The 22,854-nt window shown below is 32.8% G+C and carries 20 protein-coding genes and 2 pseudogenes; 10 read left to right on the top strand and 12 right to left on the bottom strand.

From position 1 onward, the window contains the following. Positions 1 to 43: 43 nt before the first annotated feature. The 4 genes from MKX78_RS24100 to MKX78_RS24085 form a co-directional block, all read right to left on the bottom strand. Positions 44 to 415 carry a spore germination protein gene (locus tag MKX78_RS24100; protein WP_095373739.1) on the bottom strand — a complete coding sequence of 124 codons (372 nt, stop codon included), beginning with the start codon at positions 413 to 415 and terminating at the stop codon, positions 44 to 46. 624 nt (positions 416 to 1,039) lie between these two features. Further along, a complete protein-coding gene (locus MKX78_RS24095; RefSeq protein ID WP_095373740.1) occupies positions 1,040 to 1,999 on the bottom strand; it encodes a hypothetical protein in 960 nt (319 codons plus the stop codon). After that, complete coding sequence (locus MKX78_RS24090) at positions 1,980 to 2,504, bottom strand: RNA polymerase sigma factor (protein ID WP_095373741.1); 525 nt, start codon at positions 2,502 to 2,504, stop codon at positions 1,980 to 1,982. The genes MKX78_RS24095 and MKX78_RS24090 overlap by 20 nt, the downstream gene beginning before the upstream one ends. Before the next feature lie 926 nt (positions 2,505 to 3,430). Next, positions 3,431 to 3,817, bottom strand: coding sequence for a hypothetical protein (locus MKX78_RS24085; RefSeq protein WP_095373742.1), 387 nt, complete (start codon positions 3,815 to 3,817; stop codon positions 3,431 to 3,433). Positions 3,818 to 4,385: 568 nt separating this feature from the next. On the opposite strand from MKX78_RS24085, the pseudogene MKX78_RS24080 reads away from it, so the two are divergent. From MKX78_RS24080 to MKX78_RS24060, 5 genes and pseudogenes are all read left to right on the top strand, one after another. Beyond that, positions 4,386 to 4,587 (top strand): annotated as a pseudogene (locus MKX78_RS24080) (IS4 family transposase); the annotation flags it as partial. 1,503 nt (positions 4,588 to 6,090) lie between these two features. Further along, positions 6,091 to 6,243, top strand: a complete 153-nt coding sequence (locus tag MKX78_RS24075) for a hypothetical protein (RefSeq protein ID WP_157734013.1) — start codon at positions 6,091 to 6,093, stop codon at positions 6,241 to 6,243. Between the two features lie 1,180 nt (positions 6,244 to 7,423). Beyond that, the gene (locus MKX78_RS24070) at positions 7,424 to 8,788 is read left to right on the top strand and encodes a coproporphyrinogen-III oxidase family protein (protein ID WP_095373743.1); all 1,365 of its coding nucleotides are present in this window, start codon (positions 7,424 to 7,426) and stop codon (positions 8,786 to 8,788) included. After that, a complete protein-coding gene (locus MKX78_RS24065; protein WP_095373744.1) occupies positions 8,785 to 10,047 on the top strand; it encodes an MFS transporter in 1,263 nt (420 codons plus the stop codon). The genes MKX78_RS24070 and MKX78_RS24065 overlap by 4 nt, the downstream gene beginning before the upstream one ends. Before the next feature lie 27 nt (positions 10,048 to 10,074). Further along, positions 10,075 to 10,557, top strand: coding sequence for a DinB family protein (locus MKX78_RS24060; RefSeq protein WP_095373745.1), 483 nt, complete (start codon positions 10,075 to 10,077; stop codon positions 10,555 to 10,557). A gap of 365 nt (positions 10,558 to 10,922) precedes the next feature. Here MKX78_RS24060 and MKX78_RS24055 read toward each other — a convergent pair whose 3' ends face one another. Together MKX78_RS24055 and MKX78_RS24050 are read right to left on the bottom strand one after the other, a co-directional pair. Beyond that, complete coding sequence (locus tag MKX78_RS24055) at positions 10,923 to 12,056, bottom strand: peptidase G2 autoproteolytic cleavage domain-containing protein (protein WP_157734014.1); 1,134 nt, start codon at positions 12,054 to 12,056, stop codon at positions 10,923 to 10,925. Positions 12,057 to 12,068: 12 nt separating this feature from the next. Beyond that, on the bottom strand, positions 12,069 to 12,476 hold the full coding sequence (locus MKX78_RS24050; protein WP_157734015.1) for a hypothetical protein: 408 nt from the start codon (positions 12,474 to 12,476) through the stop codon (positions 12,069 to 12,071). A 259-nt stretch (positions 12,477 to 12,735) separates the two neighbouring features. Between MKX78_RS24050 and MKX78_RS24045 the strand changes: the two genes are divergently transcribed. Then, positions 12,736 to 13,221, top strand: coding sequence for a hypothetical protein (locus tag MKX78_RS24045; RefSeq protein ID WP_095373746.1), 486 nt, complete (start codon positions 12,736 to 12,738; stop codon positions 13,219 to 13,221). Positions 13,222 to 13,254: 33 nt separating this feature from the next. Here MKX78_RS24045 and MKX78_RS24545 read toward each other — a convergent pair whose 3' ends face one another. Next, positions 13,255 to 13,491, bottom strand: coding sequence for an FtsK/SpoIIIE domain-containing protein (locus MKX78_RS24545; RefSeq protein WP_157734016.1), 237 nt, complete (start codon positions 13,489 to 13,491; stop codon positions 13,255 to 13,257). A 714-nt stretch (positions 13,492 to 14,205) separates the two neighbouring features. Between MKX78_RS24545 and MKX78_RS24040 the strand changes: the two genes are divergently transcribed. After that, positions 14,206 to 15,081, top strand: a complete 876-nt coding sequence (locus MKX78_RS24040) for a tyrosine-type recombinase/integrase (protein ID WP_307317327.1) — start codon at positions 14,206 to 14,208, stop codon at positions 15,079 to 15,081. 399 nt (positions 15,082 to 15,480) lie between these two features. On the opposite strand, the gene MKX78_RS24035 is transcribed toward MKX78_RS24040, so the two are convergent. The 3 genes and pseudogenes from MKX78_RS24035 to abc-f all read right to left on the bottom strand — a co-directional run. Continuing rightward, positions 15,481 to 16,500: a hypothetical protein gene (locus MKX78_RS24035; RefSeq protein WP_307317329.1), complete on the bottom strand. Its 1,020-nt coding sequence runs from the start codon at positions 16,498 to 16,500 to the stop codon at positions 15,481 to 15,483. A 949-nt stretch (positions 16,501 to 17,449) separates the two neighbouring features. Beyond that, positions 17,450 to 18,298 (bottom strand): AraC family transcriptional regulator, encoded by an 849-nt coding sequence (locus MKX78_RS24030; RefSeq protein WP_307317331.1) that lies wholly within the window; start codon positions 18,296 to 18,298, stop codon positions 17,450 to 17,452. 104 nt (positions 18,299 to 18,402) lie between these two features. Continuing rightward, positions 18,403 to 19,648 (bottom strand): annotated as a pseudogene (gene abc-f, locus MKX78_RS24025) (ribosomal protection-like ABC-F family protein); the annotation flags it as partial. Positions 19,649 to 19,687: 39 nt separating this feature from the next. On the opposite strand from abc-f, the gene MKX78_RS24020 reads away from it, so the two are divergent. The 3 genes from MKX78_RS24020 (at position 19,688) to MKX78_RS24010 (ending at position 21,975) form a co-directional block, all read left to right on the top strand. Beyond that, positions 19,688 to 20,260 carry a recombinase family protein gene (locus tag MKX78_RS24020; RefSeq protein WP_307317333.1) on the top strand — a complete coding sequence of 191 codons (573 nt, stop codon included), beginning with the start codon at positions 19,688 to 19,690 and terminating at the stop codon, positions 20,258 to 20,260. A gap of 267 nt (positions 20,261 to 20,527) precedes the next feature. Beyond that, a complete protein-coding gene (locus tag MKX78_RS24015; protein WP_307317336.1) occupies positions 20,528 to 21,136 on the top strand; it encodes a TetR/AcrR family transcriptional regulator in 609 nt (202 codons plus the stop codon). A 170-nt stretch (positions 21,137 to 21,306) separates the two neighbouring features. Further along, positions 21,307 to 21,975 carry a YqeB family protein gene (locus MKX78_RS24010; RefSeq protein ID WP_341052925.1) on the top strand — a complete coding sequence of 223 codons (669 nt, stop codon included), beginning with the start codon at positions 21,307 to 21,309 and terminating at the stop codon, positions 21,973 to 21,975. A gap of 55 nt (positions 21,976 to 22,030) precedes the next feature. Here the strand turns inward: MKX78_RS24010 and MKX78_RS24005 are convergent, their stop codons facing one another. After that, positions 22,031 to 22,318 carry a hypothetical protein gene (locus MKX78_RS24005; protein ID WP_095373737.1) on the bottom strand — a complete coding sequence of 96 codons (288 nt, stop codon included), beginning with the start codon at positions 22,316 to 22,318 and terminating at the stop codon, positions 22,031 to 22,033. A 27-nt stretch (positions 22,319 to 22,345) separates the two neighbouring features. Continuing rightward, positions 22,346 to 22,831, bottom strand: a complete 486-nt coding sequence (locus MKX78_RS24000) for a hypothetical protein (RefSeq protein ID WP_095373736.1) — start codon at positions 22,829 to 22,831, stop codon at positions 22,346 to 22,348. Positions 22,832 to 22,854: the final 23 nt, after the last annotated feature.

Here is a 22,854-nt window from a genome sequence, read left to right as displayed (position 1 = left end):
ATAAAACCCTGATTTTTCTGCTTAGCGTAGAAAAATCAGGGTTTTACCTTCTGAAAAGTTCCTTATCGTATAATATCTGCGTTTTGTCGGCAGGACCCCTTATTGCACGTGTCTCGAAATTCTCTAATTTAACAGAGTAAAATTTATGTTCTAGCAAGATAATAAGGCAGCCACTGAAAACCTTTTCAACTGCGATTTTCTCTTCATCAATCAATGACCATTCTTCAAAGGACATAATGTAGTCCTCAAATTCAGCCATATGAGTTGTACCATAAAAAGATGAGATTATATTATCGTTTATTTTTTTTTCATCACATATAGACTTAAAATAAAAAAGTGTGATTTTTTCTGATGTTTCTTTACTAACTTCCCGTTGAATAAAGTCATCATTCTTTAGTAACTCTTTAAGTTTCATGAAAACACCTCAAGGGAATTATCCCCATTCGCCATTAAAGTTATGCTTATTTATATTAAATGTTTGGAAAGTATTTGAATGATTGGGGGTAAGAATAAGGTTCTATATTCAGCTAACTCACCAGTCTAAGTTTAATTTACGATTCTAACGGTTCATTAGTAAAATCTACAGTAACAATCGCTCTTACCACAACCACCATAGTCTGCTACCAATTTCCCTTTTTAGTGGACTTATTCATCATCTAACCGCATAACTTTTTCTGATAATAATTTTTGGTCTGGAATAAAGTTCGATCAAAATTATCCCCCAAACCCTTATTTAAAATTAAACGATAAGAACCCGTTTTGAAAGAAAGGACTGGTCAAAACGGGTTAACACTTTGTGAAATACTATGCAATTACTATACTAAAGTTTGATTGTTTTCTACTGTTGATATTAAACAATCGCGCCCTTTAATGGAAGATCGTTCTCGAATATCCATGCTGAACAGATATTCAAGAAAAGCACCTGATTATTCAGTAGCTATTTCCATACAGACATATATTTTTTTCGATATTTACTATCAAGAGCCTTCCTACATGATTGTAAGTAAAGGGCTTTTATTTTTATCAGCCTTAACATAATTCATTGATTTGCAGGAGGCCCAGATTTTCTCACCTCAACCGTCACTGATTGTTTTAGAACAGTTATTCGATATTTACCGCTTTTCTTTATAACTATGTCGCCTGTAAACATACTTGCTTTTTTTGCAGTTGAGGATTTTATAAAATCCATTCCATCAGAAAATGTGAATACTTCTTCCGTACCATCTTCTAGACTTAACAGGCTAAGCTTTACTTGCTCAGGCAGATCTTCTCCTTCAACTTCAAGATTCACATCCTCAAAAGTTCCTGCCACCAAATCCTCCTTTGAAATTATTAGTGTGGCCTTACCGACCTCCACATAAGGTTCCTTAACATAGACTGAGAATTCTCCAAAGGTTCCTTCCCTATTTATGAACTTCAGGTTCCAATAACCTTGCTTTTCAAAAGGCTTAAAACTTGTTAAGGCGTGGGCATCAGAGCCATACATGCCATTACTTAATGTGAAAGAAGCCATTTCCTGAGTAAAGCCGCTGTCAACATGCACACCCTCTATTTTCATATCCTTATTAACAAGGTCATTGGGATTGCCCCATAGATTAACCATTATTTTTGATACACCTCTATAATCTTCTGCAACCAGTTCAACTGGAAGTAATAAACTCACTTTTCCAGGTATCCCATAGTTTGAATCTAGATAAATTGGCTTCCCATCTTCTTCAAATAGAGCAAAATATTCACCAATCTCTGCTCGCTCAACAGCTGCCAATGAATTAATTTCAGGCAGATCCATATTCTCTAAAAATAAAACAGGAACAATAATCAATACCGCAAATAGAGCCCCCAACACACCAGCCCGCTGAAAAGAAAAACCAAATCTTCTTCTAGGTGTCTTTTGCTCCCGTATACTCTTAATAATTCTAGTTTTTTGCTCCCCATTCAGTTCATAAGCAGGGAGTTCCTTCATCTTCTTAAGAAGCTCTTTATCTGAAAGATGGGTCAATTTGTTCATCCTCCTTTAAAAGCGAATTTAGTTTTTTTACTGCACGATGAAAAGTAACATTTACTTTATTATCAGTCCATCCTAAAACTTGGGCCGTCTCCTCAGCAGACAAATCAGCAATTGCTCTTAGGAGGACCACATCGCGGTAATTATTTTTCAATGCATTGATAGTCTCTAATAATCGTGCAGATTCATCCTTTTGGATAACAATTTCTTCTGTGATAGATAATTCTTTTCCAGAAGTTTGCCGTAACAGCTTTTCCTTAAGATTATTCAAAACACTTCTTTTTCTATAAAAATCAATAGCTGCATTACGGGCAATACTGATTAGCCATGTCTTTGGGTTAGATTCAAACTTAAAGCGCACGAAGGACTGAAAAGCCTTTAAAAATGTTTCCTGTACAAGATCCTCCACATCTTTGGATCCTGTGTAATACACCAAATAATTGGTAATGTCTTTTTCGTATTCATGAAACCATTGCTCCACTTGCCGGCCAGCATCCATCGCTGTCCCCCCTTTTGTAATTGGACGGATTTTTAAAGTGCATCTTACAGTTTTATAGATAAAAAATCTAGACGATAAAAAAGCTACCAAAAATGGCAGCTGATTACTTTAACTCAATTCAATATTACCTTTTTGAGACATTGTTTGGAATATTTCTTGTTAAACTAACTACACCTTTAATTGCAATACAACATTTCACATTCTCCATTGAAATTTTGCAAAGAGGTCCAATTTTCTATAAAGGAGTTACTCCACAATCTGGCCCGTTTATGTAATACCGTTATGTTATTTTTACCGTTAAACTCCCCTTTGAACAATGCTTATCCAAAGGGCCTAACTTCGCATCTTTTTTTCAAACATCGCGACTTTATTTTAAATCTACAGAAATAGCTCTTTTCTAATTTAAAGTAATTATATTATCCGAGCATTTATTAAATATTTTCATAAGATACAACAATTCCATTCAGCCAATCTATTCATTCTTCTCCACAAGGTCCTCTGGATAGCATCTTTTCTTAGATATTTGCCTTATAAATATAATTCATAACATATATAGACTTCTAACTAAAATATCCTCCTTTAGGTAGAGCCTTTTCAAGGGCTCTTTGTTATTTTGGAAATTTCTTTCTTTGTATAAAAAAATAATGAACTAACTTTGATTTTTCATCCATCTAACTATATATCTCAAAAAAAGAGAGTGATTCAAATGGATGAAAGTTATTTCCTATATGTAGTTAAAATTACTTGTGCTCTATTTGCTATTTACTGTGATCGAAATAAAAAGCAAAATTGATTTGAACCTCTAGTGAGATGGTTTTTCCTTTCTATGAGTCTAAGAGTAGGATAAGCGCCCAGCGCCTTGTCGTATTACTACGATAGGTTTCCAAACGCTCTCCCCCGATCGGTACGTACACCTCTCAATAGTTTTAATTTCTCACGTTAAAAGTAGTTTTCCCCTGGACTTGACGTGATGGGTTTGTAACCTTTGCTACATCTGCATAATATTTTCCTTTTAACATATTTGTGAATAGAACCGCTCGAGAATTTGTTACATTTTTGTAAGCTGTACAATTACCATTTGTACTGCAGAGACGAACTTTCAAAACGTCATTATTAGTTTGATTTAATACTTGAGCAGATACAGTCTCCCCGTTTCGGGCAACCTCCAATTGCCCATCCCATTTTCCATCATTTGTAACAAAGTTGAATGGTCCATAGAATCCTGCTGAAAACACCGGGGAAACCGTGGCAAAAAGTAGTGATAACGATACAAGTAGTAGAACAAAAATTTTCCTCGTTTTCTTCATTTTCAAATAAGTACCTCCATTTAAATATTTTAATACTTATTAAGTATATGAAAGCCACCAAAAAACTTTCTAGGAGACAAACATATTGTGATTTTAAAGTTAACACAATCAGATAGAACTCAAACCCTATTAAAACCCTTCCTAAGCTTCCTATATACAACTAATCGGATAAATTCCTGTAATATCTTAAAATAATTTAGTCTGTCCCCTAATATTTAAAACAATATACATAAATTTGTAGTGATAAGTTGTCTAATTTATTACCTATTTAGATTGGGGTAATACTCATAGCCATCAAGCTTAGCAGAATGAAATACCCCAAAATGAAAATTTAAGTTGCCTTTCTAAAAATATCTTCGAATTTTTAATTTTTTGGAGCAGGCTACACCCTTTAATTCACATTTTTATTTGATCATCTTACAACTATAAAGTTCTAATATAAGTTGTTCTACACTGTATAGGGGTGCCGCCAAACTTTAGTTCAACTCGCATTATCCATTGTTTAACAAATAATCAAATGCAAACACCCCTTAAAAACCAAGCAATCCGAGAAAAAAAATAAAGGCATTGTCATGAAAAGAAAAAGCAGGAGTTGAGGAATACAAAATTTCCATTAATATTTCAAGTGATGGCCGTAGGCACATAAGAACTTTTGAAAATTCAAAATCGCTTATCACCTACTCGAAAAGAATAGTCGTAAGTGCCATCAGCATAAGAAGAGGACTATCTTTTATGTTCTTGGGGTTGTGTATGAAACTACGGTGAAGGACAGATAATCTAACTAACAAAAAAATATATTTAAACAGGTTATTTTTATTTAACTTTACATTTTTAGCTTGATGGGCATGTGGTGACCACGGGTTATCTAGTTAATGAACGCTGATTGCTTTAAATTATCGGCATCACCTTTGTTATCGATAAAGCCGTTTTCTGTGGGATTACTACCATATGACTTTCACGTAAACCAGGTAAGTTCTTCTATTTCATGCACTATTAATTGTGGTAACCGGAATTTGTACTATTATCTATTTAAATATAGAAGCTAAACTCACTGCTTATCGTGTTATCTAAACTTCCATGCATACATTTATTTGCCATGGATATAATACTTATTGGGTAAGGGTTATTTCTTTTGCTCGTCACCTTACAATTTTCGATTTAGAATTCCATACCCGCCACAACTCCTTATTTTAAGACTATTACGATTAGATTAGAGCCTAAAATGGCTCTTTTCTAATGTGAAGTAATTAAATTACCCAAGCACTTATTCAATAATTTCATAAGATACAGTAATTAGTAATTCTAATTCCATTCAGCCAATATATTCATTCTTCTCCACAAAAGCCTCCGAATAGGCTCTTTTTTGCTATTTGTCCAATCACTTATAAATATATCTCATTACAGACTTCTAACTAAAATAACCTCCTTTAGGTAGAGCCTTTCCTGAGGGCTCTTTTTATTTTGGAAATATCTTTACTCTTTTTGTATAAAAAATAATGAACTAAATTTGATTTCAACCGTCTAACTAATATTTCAAAATAAAAAGGTGAATCAAATCGATGAAAATTATTTTCTTTCTGTAGTTGCAATTACTTGTGCTCTATTTGCTATTTGCTATGATCGAAATAAAAAGCGAAATTGATTTGAACTATGGTGAGGTATTTTTCTTTTCTAAGAATAGGATTAGCCCCAGCGCTTTGTCGTATTACTACCATAGGTTTTCATACGCTCTTCTCCGAACCGTACGTACTCCTTTCAATGTATACAGCTCTCTATTGTCAACCTGGTTTTTCTGCATGTAACTTTTTATGGCAGTGAACATACATAGCTAATGTTTTCTTTAACAGATAATTTGTTACATTTTTTCCTTATCATGCTGGCCTTATAGCTTTTTTAAATGATGAATCTCAATAGGCATATCTTCTTTTCCAAACCATTCACATTTATTAGCCATCTAGCGCTCAATATGATTGTCTCGAAAGCATGACTACTTCAGTAATGGCACATTTTTTTATATTTTTCATCGGCTTTATCACATACTCAAAAAGATAGTTATCAATAAATTCCACATAAACAAAAGACTGTATTTAATATCTTGAAGATATGTAGAAACAATAGTGAAGGACAGGCTATCTTCCTAGCAAAAATAAAAATGTATTCAAATGGGCATATTTGTCATGACTCTAAGCTCCTGTTACTGCCTTAAATAAAAGTTTAAGTGCTTTAAATTAGGGTAAAAATAATGGTTATATATATGTCTTTTTATAAGGAGGATCTAAATGTTAGATTTAGTAGAACGACAATTAATAATTAGAGAAATAAGGTATTTATGTGAAATGAAATCTAAATTAGATGGTTTCATAGAAATAGATTCCTCCTTAATTGACGAACATATAATATTGTTATTGGATGCCCTTTATACAAAAGGTTAATGATATTGATATAACTTTGTTCCATATATACTATATAGAATTTCATATAGATGAATCATTTTGTAGTTCCTTAAATCTAATAGCCCCATAAACTCTACACCTCTTTATCACCAGTTTTCCACCTATCATAATTTTTTTCGATAAAGAACTTTTATTAATTGGTTAAGTTAGAATAGTTAATCTAATTTATAATTCTACGAGGAAGACCATTCTAAGGGGATATTCCAAAAAGTATAAAAAATAATCAAATCTATATATAGTAGAGGCTTCAAGTAGCCGAACAGGGTTAAATAGTGTCCTTTAAATTAAATGATTTCAATACAATAAACTACTTAATCTAAGGTTATTTTGCAGCATTATTTAAAAAAACTACTAAGAAAGTTAAATCTAGAAGTCGAAAAGGAGAAGCTTCAAATCGGCCAAAGAACATGGTAGAAGTAATAAATGAACTCGTAACATTTCATTAAACGATGCCAATATACCATTCCACTCTAGATCAAAATGACCCTCCCAATAATTAATCATCGAGTATTCAAACTTCAAGGAACTGATGAAAAGTTATCCGCATAATTCTTAACTATTCTCTCTAGGTCTATCTCATTTCAAAGGTATATTTATCATATTATTCAGATATTTTAATTTAATAATTAAGACTAATACTTGAACAAACTTTCCGAGATGTATTATGAAATTCTTTTTAGAAATACTCATTAGTTTATTAGTAGTGGCAGCCACGGAATTTATGCAATTTCTATTTTTAATAAAATCTAAACTCGTTGCTTACTTTGTATAACTCCTATAATTCAATAGTAAAAATATGCTCATGACTCGTTAAATGAACAACTATAAGCCAAAAGATATATATATACCAAATTTTTCCCATAACAACATCTAATTTTAATAGAGACTAAATAACTAAAAATTCAAATTATTATAAAATTTGTATAATTTTTATTTACAACTTGTTTGTTTGTATATAAAATACTACTAATAACTGGTAATTAACTGGTTATTATAGAGGTTTAAAATGAGAGGAGGGGAGATTTAAATGAAAAAAGAGTGGGTTGCATTAAAAAACGAATGGGTAGCTTTGTAATTAAATTTAATCACGGGATAAGAGTATGAAAATTAAGGCTAAGAAGGGACTTCCCTTCTTAGTTCATATTATGGAGGTAATTAAATGCATAATTTAAGTGATTACTATGATAACCATCCTATCCTATGGAATTTCCTTTATCCTTTTTTTGGAGAAAATAGCGGAGAAAACGCAAAAGAGAGAGTATTAGATTCAGTTATAAATAATGACATCAACATTAGACCTGGAAAAAATGCACTTTATTTACATATTCCTTTTTGTGATACGATTTGTTCATTTTGTCCATTTATAAAATCCACAAAATATGAACCTGTGATTGGTGAATATGTAGATGCGCTTATAGAAGAAATGAAAATGATTTCTGCTTCTCCCACAATACAAAAAATGAAATTCGATGTTGTTTTTGTAGGTGGTGGAACACCTTCAGTATTAACTCCAGAGCTAATTTATAAATTGAGTACTGCTATTAAAGAAAATTTTACTTTGTCTGAAGACTATGAATGGACATTTGAATGTGAAGCTAAGACAGCTAGTGAAGAAAGAATAATTGCTATGGTTGAAGGCGGGGCAAATAGAGGTAGTTTTGGCGTTCAAACTCTTAATCCCAAATATAGAAAAATGTTTAATCTCACGGCAACTTTCGATCAAATTCAGCAAACAATTCATTCAATGAAGAAACATTTTGATTTATTTAATTTAGATTTACTTTATCAGTTACCTGGACAAACAGAAAAAGAACTTTTAGATGATTTAAATGCAGTTACAAATTTAGGTACTACTAGCATAGATTTTTATCCTTTAGAGTATATTGCTTGTTCTAAAGGGTGGCTTCGAAAGATTACAAACGGAAAAATTCCTACCCCTCCTCTTTCATTAGATAAAATAAAATACAATGATATTGTTTATAAATATTTAAAGGAAAAAAATTGGTCCCAAAAATACGTTTATACTTTTATGCCTCCAGAATATTCCGATGCTAGATTTAAATATGGAGAAATAATTTATGGAGGATATGAAGATCAGTGCATAGGTTTAGGTACTGGAGCGATTACTTATATGCAAGGCATTACTTGGGCGAATGATGGAAATACGAGTAGTTATATTAAATCTATTCAAAACAAAACTCTACCAATTGTACGATCACGGAATTATCATGCCTATGACAGAAAATTTGTATTTTTCCCTAAGACAATGGAAATTGAAAAATCATATTTAGATACCATCCCTGAAAATGATGAAATTTTCAATAAATTAAATAACTTATTAAAAAGAGGACTCGTAAAAGAAAAGAATGGTATATATTACTTAGAAGAACACGCAAGACCATGGTATCCATCTATTCTGGTAGATCTACTTCCTGAAAGTGAAAGAAATTACTATAATCAATCTGTAGAAGGATTACAAAAAGAACTAAATTGGTTTGAGCCTACAGAAGTTGTTTCGAAATGATTGATAAAAAAGAAGATAAATATCTACTGAGAAATAAAAATTTTATTTTACTACTTATAAGTCAAAATCTATCTGCTTTTGGCGATTGGTTTAGAACCATTGCAGCAATTGGTCTTATCTACAAAGTTACTGGTAGTGCAGCAAACTTAAGTTTATTGTTTATTAGCTCCATGTTACCAATGATTTTAGTTTCGACTTTATGTAGCCCCTTAATTGATAAATACTCTCGTAAAACAATTATGATGATTTCAGACTTTTGCCGTCTAATAATCGGCTTAAGCTTCGTATTTATTGTAGTTAATGATTTAAATATTAATTATATGTACCTTTTATTAGCAATTAATGGGGTTTGTACTGGGTTTTATTTTCCTGCTCGATCAACAATTATTCCAGAGTTAGTAAATATTAACCACTTAACAAGAGCTAATAGTATTTTGGCGACTAGCTTTAGTACCTCTATGCTCATAGCAACAGGATTAGGTGGAGTTATAGGTGAAGTTTTGGCAGTAGAATACATTTTTTTATTAGATGCAATCACCTTTTTATTATCTGGAATTTTAATTGTATTTATTAAGACAGTTAAAAAGAGTTCATCAAATCAAAATCAACCATCCCAATCATATTTCCAATCAATTACAGAAGGATTTAAAATAATAAGAAGTAAACCAATTATTCAAAGTAGTATTTGGATTTTAACTTCAAGGGAATTTGCAATAAGTATAGTAAATATTATTTTCAGTCTATATATTTTGAGTGTAGTACAAGCAGGAAATTTAGGGTTAGGTTTGGCTTATCTTGCAAGTGGTCTAGGCCAAATAATCGGAGGTATTACACTAGCTAAATATTTTAAAAACAAGCAGCTATCAATAAAATTCTATAAAACATGGTCTTCAATATCACTAATTTTATTAGGAATTCTGCATAGCTTATCCTATCAACAACCATATTTTATTGTATTTTTGATTTTAGTTGTTATAGCTAACATTTGGTATAGTCCGATTGAAGTACTATATACAACTAGTATAATGACAAATGTAAGTGAGGAGCTAAGAGGAAGAGTCTTTGCTTCTGCAATATCTTTATCAAGAACGGCACATATTTTGGGATTTATACTAGTAGGTATAATAGGTGATATTCTTCCTGTTTCAACAATCGCGATGGGTATTGGTATATTTTTAATTACAGCAGGAATTTTGAATAGGGTATTATTATTGAGACAGAAAGAACACATTACTCAAACATCATCACTAAATTCTTAAGTAAAACGAACAAGGGGTAACGATAAAGTGAAACTTCATAACCTAGAGTTAAATGAGATTTTGATTTCATTAAAAGAAAATTTCGATAAGATAGAAAGATTTGCAACTGAAATTGATGAATCAATATTATTTAGAACTCGAAAAAATGGAACATGGACTGTCAAACAACTAATAGGTCATTTATATGATACACAAGAGGTGTGGGGAGAAAGAATCAAACAGTGTTATGCCTCTCCATCATTAATTACCTTTACATCATATGATCCAGAAAAGCTTGTTAAAGAAAGAAATTATAATAGTGCCAATTTGAAGAGTGTTATAGAACTATATAGAAAACACAGAATGGACATGTATGAAATATTAACAAAGAAAAATGCAACAAAAGAGGGATTGCACCTTGAAGATGGGACAATGACAATAAAGGATTTAGCAGAAACCATAATGGCCCATGAAAAGCATCATATTGCACAAATTGAAGATATCAAAAAAGAGTATGGAGTGAAAATATGAAGCATGCTGAATATTTAATTGGCAACTTAGTGTCTGTACAAGATTATGAAAAGTACACTAAAGAATTAAAGCTTAGGGAAAACCTAAAGTCATAAGGGATACCATCAATATTATGCGGAATATAAAGTTAAGGGTAATCAACAGGCTTAAATCTATTTAAGGCAAACAAAATACTAACACTAAGCATGAGACCACCTATCGGGGTAATGACAGCTTCGCTGGTACTACCCCGATAAGAAAGAGAAACTCAGCTTAAGGGTTACATTGAAAATATCAAAAGAGTCTACTCAATTGATATTTTTTTAAAAGCGATGGTTAAAATGTTTCTTTTTTCACTCTACTGAGCAAACCATGTGTTCAAACAATCATGATCTATTATCTAATAGCTGTTGTATCAACTGATTTTGCTTTGATAGTTGTTCTTTGAGTTGTAATATTTCATTTTGATTTGCTTTATTTTGATTCTCCAAGTCCTGGACCTTTCTTATGAACTTCCTACTTTCACCATCATTTGGCTTTAATAAAACAAGTATTTGATTGGCACCAGTTCTTTTAATCACACGGAAGCCTTCCTCTGACTTTGTTGCTATCCCTTCATCATTAGGGCGACAGTAATTATTCACTTCACAACTGCCATCATCTCTCAAAAGAACTTGTCCTACTAGACCTACCGGTACCCACTCAGCACGATACTCACGGGGAATATAATTTTTTTGAGCATCCCACAATGGATTCATGAGAGGTTGAGTTTCTATGCTTGCTGGGACAAGGATATTTCCAGCTTTATCCTTGATTTCAGGAACTTCTACTTCCTGATATTGTCTTCTTCCCCATTCGTCTAATTGATAACGCCCATGCCAGTTCAACCCTGCACTATTACCTAAAATACTAGGAGTTGCGCTCGTAATTCCTAATATATAATCATCAGAGGTCGCTTTTTTGATTCTATTTCCAACAAGTGTCACAAAGTATCCCACTTCAATTTCTTTTCCATCTATAGTTTCAAACATTTCTGCGAAGTCAGCTCCACCAGTGTTGTATGAAGCCCCATCAATGTACATTTCTCCGTTACTGGCCAGCCATTTGGCACCTAAACCTCTACTAATACTACTCGATCCATTACCAATAAACCATGAATAATCTTCCTCGGCATCTCCATAACGCCCCATAATATGTGTAGCTGTAAAACCTTCGGCACTGGTATTGATTCCTTCAGCATGGGACATTTGACCACTTGCAATGGTGAATATACCCTCGGCATGGGAATTAGGGCCACTGGCTATAGTTCGGCTTCCTTCAGCATGAGAGTTTTCTCCACTTGCCAATGTCTCTTCACCCTCTGCATGCAGCAATCGTCGTAATACCCTCAGCATGAGCACCCGGGCCGCTTGCAATACTGGCATTCCCTTCGGCATGTGAATATGCCCCATTCGCTTGAGTATTAATGCCTTCAGCATGAGCTGCTGCTCCGATTGTAGTAGACTGAATCCCCTCTGCATGAGAGGCTTCACCTAAAGCTCTTGATGAAGATCCCTCTGCATGTGAAATAGTACCGCTTGCTTCAGTTTGAAACCCTTCGGCATGTGATGTGCTGTTCCAATTGCCTGCGAGCCGCTTCCCTCCGCATGAGAAGCCTCACCTACAGCAACCGTGTCATATCCTTCACTGTGAGAGGCTAAGCCAATTGATTGAGTAGTGGAGCCTTCAGCATGGGAAGAACCACCAATGGAATGATTTCTATAACCTTGAGCATGAGAAGCCTCACCTGCTGCAATTGTAGAACTTCCCTCTGCATGAGCAGAAATGCCGCTTGCTTCAGTATCAATGCCTTCGGCATGCGAAGTTGCACCACTTGCTGTTGTATTCGCTCCTTCTGCCTCTGAACAATTGCCTAAGGCATTTCTGTTACATTCAACCATTATGTTATTTCCCCCTAAAAAATAAGATTGATAAGGTTATCATATGTAATAAGCAGAGTGGACAAACATACTATATGAACAACTTGATTTTTCCGATACAATCACACCAAACTTAGTTTGTTATACACTAGCCTATTGCTTTACATTAATCACTTGTTTGAATTGTAATTGCACGGTTAGGTAATTCGTCTTTGAAGATGTCTGGATTCTTATAGCTTATTAGAAAAGAAAATAATCGATAAATATTGGAGGGAATAACATGTTGGAATGGTTTGCTCCACCTTTACTAATTGCTGCTGCAATGCTCCCGAAACGAAAAATGTCTGATGGAAAAAAGATTGAGGAAATATTTAAGAATGCAAGAATATGCGTGAAAGATGGAGATTCATTTAGTTACCCGAAGTTATACAAAACAATTAAACAAGAGCATAAAGCCACTTATCTACACTACCACTCCGGAATACCAAGCGAAATCTTTAATAAGATTAAACCTGTTTTTGAAGATGAGTTAAATAAAGATATTGAAATTGAGTATGAAGGATTATTAAAAATCAATGTTTATAATCAAATACTTCCCAAAAAATGGACGTTTGATAATAATATTCTTACTCAAAAATGGGAAGCGCCTATAGGGAAAAATCACGATGGTACACTTTACCATGACTTTAATAAATATCCTCATATGCTTGTTGGAGGAGTTACTCGTTTTGGAAAGACGGTATTTATTAAAGAGATTTTTTTGTAATTGTGGATGAAGGTGCTGAATTATCTCCAGACACTATTGCTGCTGGAGACTTAAAAAAGTATCAACTATATTTGTATAGCCATTCTTTTTCATATAATTTTGGCGTTTTTTTATATCCTCTAGAATGAAAGCTAACGTTTTAGTTGATTCAAACAAATCACATGCAATGGATTTTACATTGGGTAAACCCTCATATTTACTGAACTCCATACCACCTTTTAAATCTAAAATATAAAACTCAACATCATCTGGATTTGTTATTGCATTCAATATGAATATATTAAAGGCTTAGTGTGAAGACCATTGCTCTAAACCCAAAAGTATTGTTTTCATCCTTTAATCGATAGATTACACTCAAATTAGCAGTAATGCTTCTTTTTAAACTTCTTCTTGGAGAGTTCTCCTCTATAACCTTCACGTTGTTTAGCAATCGCTTTTCTTTTGGCATTCATTCCACAATCATATCCTATTCAATTCTATTCAAAAAAATAATGGCTGTACCTATTTGAGGGAATTTTAATAACACTATATATTATCTTTAAAAATTGTTTTCAAAAGAAACACTATATAATAGAAGAAACTCGGTATAATAATATATTTTTTGTGGTTATTAATTTCTGAAAATAGCTCTGAGATAAAATTAACTAACCTCCCCCTGTTCTATAAATATTTTCATTTATAGTGATTATATACGACAAGCTGGTATAGGGTTTTTGTTAGTATCTTTTCTATCCTTAACTATAATAACGAAAAAATCATGCTGTGATGATGTTAATAAATATGATAAAATGAAATTATATAAACAAGAAAAAAACGCCATGATATAGGCGTTAAAAATTAAATTTAAAAACTGCGTAGAATGTTAGATTCCACGCAGTTAATCGATTTTAAAGATTTTACGAGGTCGCATTCGACTGTTTCGTAACGAAGAAAAATAACTGCGTGGAATCTAATCTCTGAATTAATCATAAGGTGGTAAAAAATGTGAATGATATTATTATACAATTTATGGAAAATAAAAAATTTGACAGTCAAGCGACATTTTGTACATTTCAATACACACTTCTGAAGTTTCGAAAAATTGTTGAAGAAGGTGGCGGAGACGTAAATCGATTAACAGAATATGACATCCGTTATTATTTCCAGAAAAGGGAAGATAAAAAAATCGCAACCAAGCAAAAGGAATATTCGATTATTTCCAGTTTTCTTAAATATCACAATTGGCAAGATCGAATGAACGGGATTGAGTATCCAGAAGAAAAAATCGTGAGTATGGAAAGAAAATCAGTTGATAGTGTCGATATTGCTAAAATCAAAAGAGAAATTGAAAAGATGAATCGTAAACTTAATGGAGATTGGAAAAAAGGAGGAAAGATGCGTGTCGCTCTTATTTATACGCTTAGCTATACAGGACTTCGAGTGTCAGAACTCGTAAACTTGAATAAAAGCGACATAGATATACGAGAAAGAACCGGCACGATCCAAGTTACGGGAAAGGGAAACAAAGCTCGCACTGTTCCAGCACCGAAAGAACTCAGAAGAAAATTAACAGAATACCTGAGCGAACGTGTAGACGACCACCCCGCTGTGTTTATCTCTAATCGAGGTGGCCGCATTAGTGTACGTAATGTGCAGGACATTTTAGCAAGATTAAATGATCGCTGCGGTTTTAAAAAAGGAACGCTTCATCCGCATGTGCTCAGACATACATTTCTCTATCAAACGGCCGATCATGTACCACTAACGACACTCACACAACTAGCTGGGCATGACGACCCGAAGACGACGATGATTTATACAACGCCGAACTTGCAGGAAGTTGGCAATCGACTTGATAGTTTATATTACGAAGAAGATTGAGAGTGTTGGAGAGGATTTTTATAATAATCCGCTCTTTTAAATTTATTATTTTATGTTTTTTGAAAATTACGATAATATAGCGCTTATTTAATTAATTAAAAGGAGTTGATATCAATGGTAAAACATTCGGGTGGAAAAGTAGGAAAGATACTATCTGGTAAAAAATCAAGTAAATCTCAAAAATCAAAAGCCGCTAAAACATTAAAAAATCATCAAAATAATAAACATTAATACTAAAATAATGTACTAGCCTATTTAATTAGCTGGTACATTATTTATAAAATTAACACTTACCACGATTTAATATATCCGCTTTTAATTATTAGTTTAAATCAACTTATTATAATAAAGCCTTTACTTATAAATATTTTGAATTTTTTAACTAATATTTTATATGATTTATAATTCTATTTTTATATGATCATCTGTTAGAATTAACTTATCCCCCTGTTTAATAATAACAATATTCAGATGTATGAGATACTTGTCACTCTCATCGATATCTGTAATAATAACATCCAAATTATTTTTTCCTTCAATTAGTTCTTCTGATAAATCCAACTCGAATTTCTCTACCTTCTTATATTTATCTATTTGATAGTTCATATTATCACTAGTATTATTTGATCCCATAACTGGAGACTTAGAGTCATTCATTACTTCGATTACTCCATGATAACTTAAAAGATCGTTCATCTTAAAAAATTTACTATTTTCATTGTTCTCATTATTCATTTCTATTGAGATATCAATATTATTTAAATTGTATGCTGTTACTATAACCCTATGGCTTTCTTTATCTGTTTGAAACTCAACCCTTTTATCTATATTAAAGGCTAACAAGGTCAAAATAATACTAAAGAACGCTACTAATATTAAGAGATAAATGAATATTGAATTCCTTCTAACTAGTTTTACACCTCTATCAAATACTCGACTTTGATAGATAATTTTTTCTTTGATTAAAAAACTTATAATAAAAAAAAGCACTAAAGCACCTAATGAACACCAAAAGAAAAAAACAACACCATCCTTTATAGTAAAAAAATATATTAAAGACATTACTAACATTGAAATTATAATCCATTTGAGACTTCCAACTATAGATTTTAAAATCTCATTGTAACTCTCATCAGCTTTAAAGACTGCCTGGTGATGCTTCTCATTATTCTTGTGATAACCTAGAGTCTTCATTTCGTTATAAATGTAAAATACAATTCTTAGATAAATATAAATAATTCCCGTTAGTATTACTAATGAAAAGCAATGCTCTATATTGAATAAAGTCTTTGTATAAGCACTTGTAGTAAACGTACCTATCCATATTTTTAAGGCAAAGTTTAAAATGAAGAAACTACCCAAAAAAAGCGTTATTACTAACACCAAACGCGCTATTCTACTATCATTTATCTTACTCATGATTCCCTCCTAAATTCTTTAACTTAATATCGTCAATTACAGATATAAATACACTTTCCATAATTATTACTATTATGACTGTGTCCTTAAATGTTCTTTTCTCGTATAATAAAGCCTAAAATGTATACATCCCATAAAGCAATATTGAATGAACTATATGGCATAATTGAAAAATTTCTTCGGATAGCTGAGGAGCTAAAAACTCTTGTTTACGATGGTAGAAACTAACCAATATAAACCCCATCAAATTTTATAGACGGAGTTGAAAGAATGGAAAATAGTATAAAAAAAATATTCATACCTGATGACAAAGGTAATCAGAAACGAGGAATTGACATAGGTATGTGCACCCATATCTGTGCATATCATGCGTGTCTCCCTATTAATCTTGATAGTTACTTTTCAGATTTCCCTGTTGATTCTAAAAACGTCTCTTCTTCCGGTGTGAAAAAATCAGGGAGCTGAAAGTCCGTTACGTCTGATTCCATTAATTCTTGTTCTTTTTCAAGTTGTTCTGCAAATTCTTCTTTATTATCAATATGTTTGTTAACAGTTCAGTCATTTTATAAAGAACTTCAAAGGCTCCAGGTGATTGTGGAGAAACACCGTCTTTCAAAAGTTTTTTTATCGTTACTAACAGATCCAACATTTCTATATCCCTTTTTTGCCCTTGTTCTTTCGAAAGAACTAAGATAATCCTCCTTTCTTCCGTTTAATGAACAAACCGAATAAAATTTGCTTAACCACTCTTATTCACCCCATCCTTTTAAAGCAAAAAAGGATGGGGTGAAGTTAGCATTTTTTTTAGATTATGTGAGTCCTTTTAAAGGGTTTGAAGAAAATGATTGAACAAGGGATTCAGAAATATTGGACAAGGAAAAAACTGAATTCCCTATGGAAATTCAGCTCGAAATGAATTTATATTAGATCTTACCATTTAGATTAGATGTTAACCTTTTTTCTTAATAGATATCCAAATCTCACTTTTTTGATCTTTACTAGCTAGTATTTCAGGACCTTCTGCCAGTTCATACGAAGTTGAAGGAAACCACTCAGAGTATATCCGTTGCCAATGTTCTTCGACTTGCGTCCAGTCCCCATCTACTTCAAAAATTACCCATAACAAAGGAGGGATTTCTAAGGTTGTATACTCGTCTGACCCTTCCTCAGTTGTGACAGCTCCTATATATTGATCGAAAGTTGCCTTTCCTTCTATAGTTTCTGAGTAATTGACTGATACATGAACAATACCATTGGGTTCCTTATTCGAGAGAGATTCTAATTCTTTCATTCTGTTATCACCGATGCCCTCTATCATATCTTCGTAAGTAGGCGTAAGGATTTGATCTACCATCTCGACTGCATACTTAACCCCGACAATTTTAAATGGTCCTTTTTCATCAATACGATATTTCATTTCAGTTCCTCCTTGAATGGTTAATTGAAAGGACATTCTTGGATATGCTTTCAAGTTCTGCTCTGGGTTTCTAGCTAAAGTTGGAATGACGCCATGAAAACTTTGAAAAGCTCTGGAGAAGGCATCTGGAGATTGGTATCCATATTTGATTGCAATATCAATAACTTTTACATGCTGATCCTTCAATTCCAAAGCTGCTGCTGTTAATCGCCGTCTACGAATATACTCTGATATCGTGATACCCGATAGAAGAGAAAATAGTCGTTTAAAATGAAACTCAGAGCAGTACGCTCTTTTTGCCACTTCTTTTAAGTCGATACGGATATCCAAATGATCTTCAATATAGTTTAATGCCTCGTTCATCCCTTTTAACATATCCATTATTCAACTCCTTTCACTTATAACATAACAAGAGAATTCACCTTATATCCGACTTTTCATTCTTATATTAGTCGGGTTTAATTACATTTTACTTAACCGTATGATTAGCTTTTTAACACTAAATTCTGTTCTTTTATGGCATACACATAATCAGCCACTCTATCAACAAAAGTACGGTCATGCGATACAAGAAGAACTGTTCCTTCATATCCTTTTAAAAAGCATTCCAATGCTTCAATACAGAAAACATCTAAAAAGTTTGATGGTTCATCTAAAACTAATATATTGTACCTTCCTAAAAATAGCTGACACAACACTAAACGAATTGCCTCTCCACCACTTAAATCACGAACATTCTTTTTTATATCATTTCCTCCAAAATTCATTGAGTGTAAGACAGAACGAATCATACTTTCATCATAGTTGCTTCTTTCTTTCATAAAGCCTAGTACAGACTCATCTTTCGAAAATTGATAATCCATCTGTTCATAAGCTCCAATAACAGCTTTTGGAGAAATCGTTATCCCTCCACCACGCTCTAATATATGGTGTAATAATGTTGTTTTTCCTGACCCATTCTTTCCAGTAATTGCGATTGTCTTGCCCAAAGGAAATTGGAAACTCGCTTCTTCGAGAAGCACTCTGTTTCCTACTTTTATCGTTAAGCGATCCGCCATAAGTGGTAACTTATTGTGTAATTTAAGAGCATTTGACTGTTGAAAACGAATAATTTGCTCCTCTTTTGGAGCCTCGACCTCTTCAAGCTGTTCCACTCTTTGTTCTATTGCCTTTGCTGCCCGTTGTACAGACTTTTGACTCGTCCCCTTTGATTTCGTCTCAAACATTCTATTCACCATAGCTTTTGTCTCTTTCTTTGACATACGACTATTGGCCTGTGTTATTTTTTCAGCCTTCTTCATTTTATCATCTGCGGCTTTGATCAGACGTGTTTTTTCTTTTACATATTTATCATGTTGCTCTTTTTGTTGCCTTTTCTCAAGCACTTTTTGGCGGGAGTATTTCGAGTAGTTACCTGTAGATTCATTTACTTTCCCATCTTCTATTTCCCATTTTCGTCACAAGTTTATCTAATACATACCGGTCATGACTCACAAGTATGAGTGTACCGTAGTAGTACATCAATTCTTGTATAAAAAACTGAGTACCTTCTGCATCAAGATGCGTTGTTGGATCGTCAATTAGTAAACTTTCATGATAGTTTGAGAAAATTCGAGCTAACTTTAGCCTAGTCTGTTCACCGCCACTAAAGTTTTCGAGTTCCGTTGCTGGAATAGATAATTTCCCTTTTAGATTATAATCAATCTCTGTTTGTTCAGGTTTTTTTAGTTGAGTGTCTCATAAGACTTATCTCAAAAATGAAATGATATTTTGCGGAAAATCGGTTATATTCGTGTCAGTTCGACTAGCCAAAATCCTTCAAGGCAATTTCAGCAGCTGAACGAGATCGGAATGGGTATTATATATGAAGAGAAAGTTTCAGGAGCAACAAAGGATCGAGAGCAACTTCAAAAAATGTTAGAGGATTTACAAAAAGATGACATTATTTATGTGACTGACCTAACTCGGATCACTCGTAGTACACAGGATTTATTTGTATTAATTGATGATATAAGAGGTAAAAAGGCAAGTTTAAAATCACTAAAAGATTCATGGCTAGATTTAACAGAAGATAATCCATACAGCCAATTCTTAATTACGGTAATGGCTGGTGTTAACCAATTAGAGAGATATATTATTCGTATGCGACAACGTGAAGGGATTGAGTTAGTTAAAAAGGAAGGAAAGTTTAAAGGACGGTTAAAGAAGTATCATAAAAATCATGCTGGAATGAATTACGCGGTGAAGCTATATAAAGAAGGAAGTATGACTGTAAATCAAATTTGTGAAATTACAAATGTCTCTAGGGCTTCATTATATAAAAAGCTATCGGAAGGGAAATAATAATCGTTAATTATTCCATTAAAGGGCCAAATTGTGGAAGATAATAGAGAACATATACATAGCGATAAAAGTAAATATTTCTAGCTAACTGTTAAATGGTAAATATCTAAATTCATAATTAGGTGATTTTAACTTTATATTGACCAACGAAACATTTGGCGAATCACTTTGGTGTTGACAGGAATAAGAAATATGTGCAAAAATAAAATTGATTGAACGACCAATTTTAAAAACGAACAATCAATATAATTTTAGGTGGAGATTCTATTGGGAGACAAACAATCTTTTATTGCTGAAGCACGAAAAGAACAGATTATTCAAGCTTGCATTGACACACTTGAGGAACTCGGTTATACAAATGTCAGTTTAACTAAAATCGCTAAAAAAGCAAAAGTAAGTACAGGATTAATTTCATATCATTTTTCTGACAAAATGGATTTGATCAGTCAAACTTTACTGTACTTGCTTAACAAAAAATTGGATTTTATTAGCGGAAAGGTGGTTCAAGAAGAAACACCTATTTCGCAATTAGAAGCATATATTGAAGCTAGTTTGGCTTATCAAGTAGCTAACTATAAAAATAATATCGCATTAATTGAAATTGTCTTTAATGCTCAAAATGAAGAAGGAATTCCTTACTATAGGGTAGATAATGAGGAAGAAGAGGATCCATTAAATACATTTATCAAAGAGATTTTAATTGAGGGACAACAGAAACAAGAATTTTCTAATGAATTCGATGCTGAAATGATCTGTGTCCTAATTCAAGGAGCAATTGAAGAAAGTATGCTTAAACATAAGAATTCCTTTAATTTTGAGAAGTATAAGGATGAGTTGATTAAAATAGTAACAAAAATAGTCATGATACATAAATAGCGCCAAGTCTGCAAATTAAAGGCTATACATTTTAAAGTTTAATTGGCTATTAGAACAATTATTACTTTATCTAAACTTGATTCTATGTCATGAATAATTTCTTGTTGCAAATGTCAAAATACCGTACAAATCTTAGGTTAAATATTAAAATGTTGGAGGTAACAACCTTAATGAAAAATACAACAACAATTGGTATGGGTTTCTTGGAAAAATTGATTACCGTATTATTTCCTATTGTGTTAGGAATGATAGGGTGGTTCCTTCCAAAGTTGCTGGAATTCATAAAAAGAATACCTATCTTTTCCGATCAAAAAGTCATTGAGCTTTTACTTTCATTCAACCTTTTCTGGGTATCTATTATCTTGATGTCCGTAGGTGGAATTATAGGTGTTCTATTATCACTAACGGTCTATAGTGAAGCGTTGAAAATGATCGTAGGAGATCAAGAAATACTGATCAATAAAGATGATAAAGAAAAGAAAATTAGAAAATCTGAGGTAAAAGAAATCTTTATGGAAGATAATAATGTCGTAATTACTGGAAATAAAGGTCAAGAACTTTTGAGTGAAAAGACGGATATTAAGAAGGAAAAAATACGAGAAATCTTTCTGTATCATCATTACCTTTGGTGTGAACAGGACCCTTATGTAGATGAATTCAAACTTTGGGCCCTAGAAGATCATTTACTTGGGGAGAACACCAATTCAATCTTATATGAACGTAGAAATGCAATTAGAGAAGGAGATAAGAAAAAGGCAAAAAATTTAAAAATGGATTTAAATGAGCTAGGGGTAGTTGTGAAAGATCAGGGTAAGGATCAATATGTACGAAAGATTTAACTAAACAAGCCAAATTTAAAAAAGTCGGTTCCTTAGCGTATAGGAATTCGACTTTTTAGGTTGCAATTTGCTTAGCGTATAATATATGCGTTTTGTCGACATGACCCCGTATTGCTAAAAAAAATAAATCGAAGAATATATCAGAACGCACTCGATATATTTCGCGAATAATGAGCTGCGTATCTGTCGGTCTATTTTTATAACGGTTAATCATTGACCAACCAGCTGGAACAGCACAAATAAAATAAACAGATAGTAGGTCGAATGACTGGAAGAAAGGATTCAAAACAAGATATAAAAATAACCCTATCAACAATGGAAAAAGACTATTCATTGGATGCATACAGTTCCCTCCCTTCTAATCCTATACTCAAGCATTTTCTTGTACCGATGATTCTTTAATTTTCATCTTTTTTTCGTTAGATTGATTTATACGGTCCAGATAAATATAAATGAATTTTTCAGTAACCTTACTAGGGAAGTAACCTATACGCTCCTTAATAATATTTTCAATCACCCATACTTTTCGAGTTGCTTCTTCATAATCACTATAAGAAGCAGCGTTATATTCCTGCATTTCATTCCCTTGTTCGGTTGCCCTATGAACGTTTATACGTAAATTATATACATCAGAACGGTGTTTTCTGGCATAACGCAATAAGAATAACAATTCAATGGTTTCTTTCTCCATAAGGGTTTTAGTATCCTTGAAAATTTCCACTTCTGCAGGAATTGAATCTATAGTGTTTGACATGCGATTGCCATTTTTTGATATTTGATAATCCTTTAATTCCATTTCACAGAAAGGACAGTATTTAGAACTTAATTCAGTGGCACAATAAGCACAAGTTAGCATTTTTTAACCTCCATAAAGGGGAG

This window comes from Cytobacillus sp. FSL R5-0569, assembly GCF_038007265.1.
Taxonomy (GTDB): Bacteria; Bacillota; Bacilli; order Bacillales; family Cytobacillaceae; genus Cytobacillus; species Cytobacillus kochii.
Note: the sequence above shows the minus strand (reverse complement) of the source record. Positions and strands in the feature narration are given on the sequence as shown.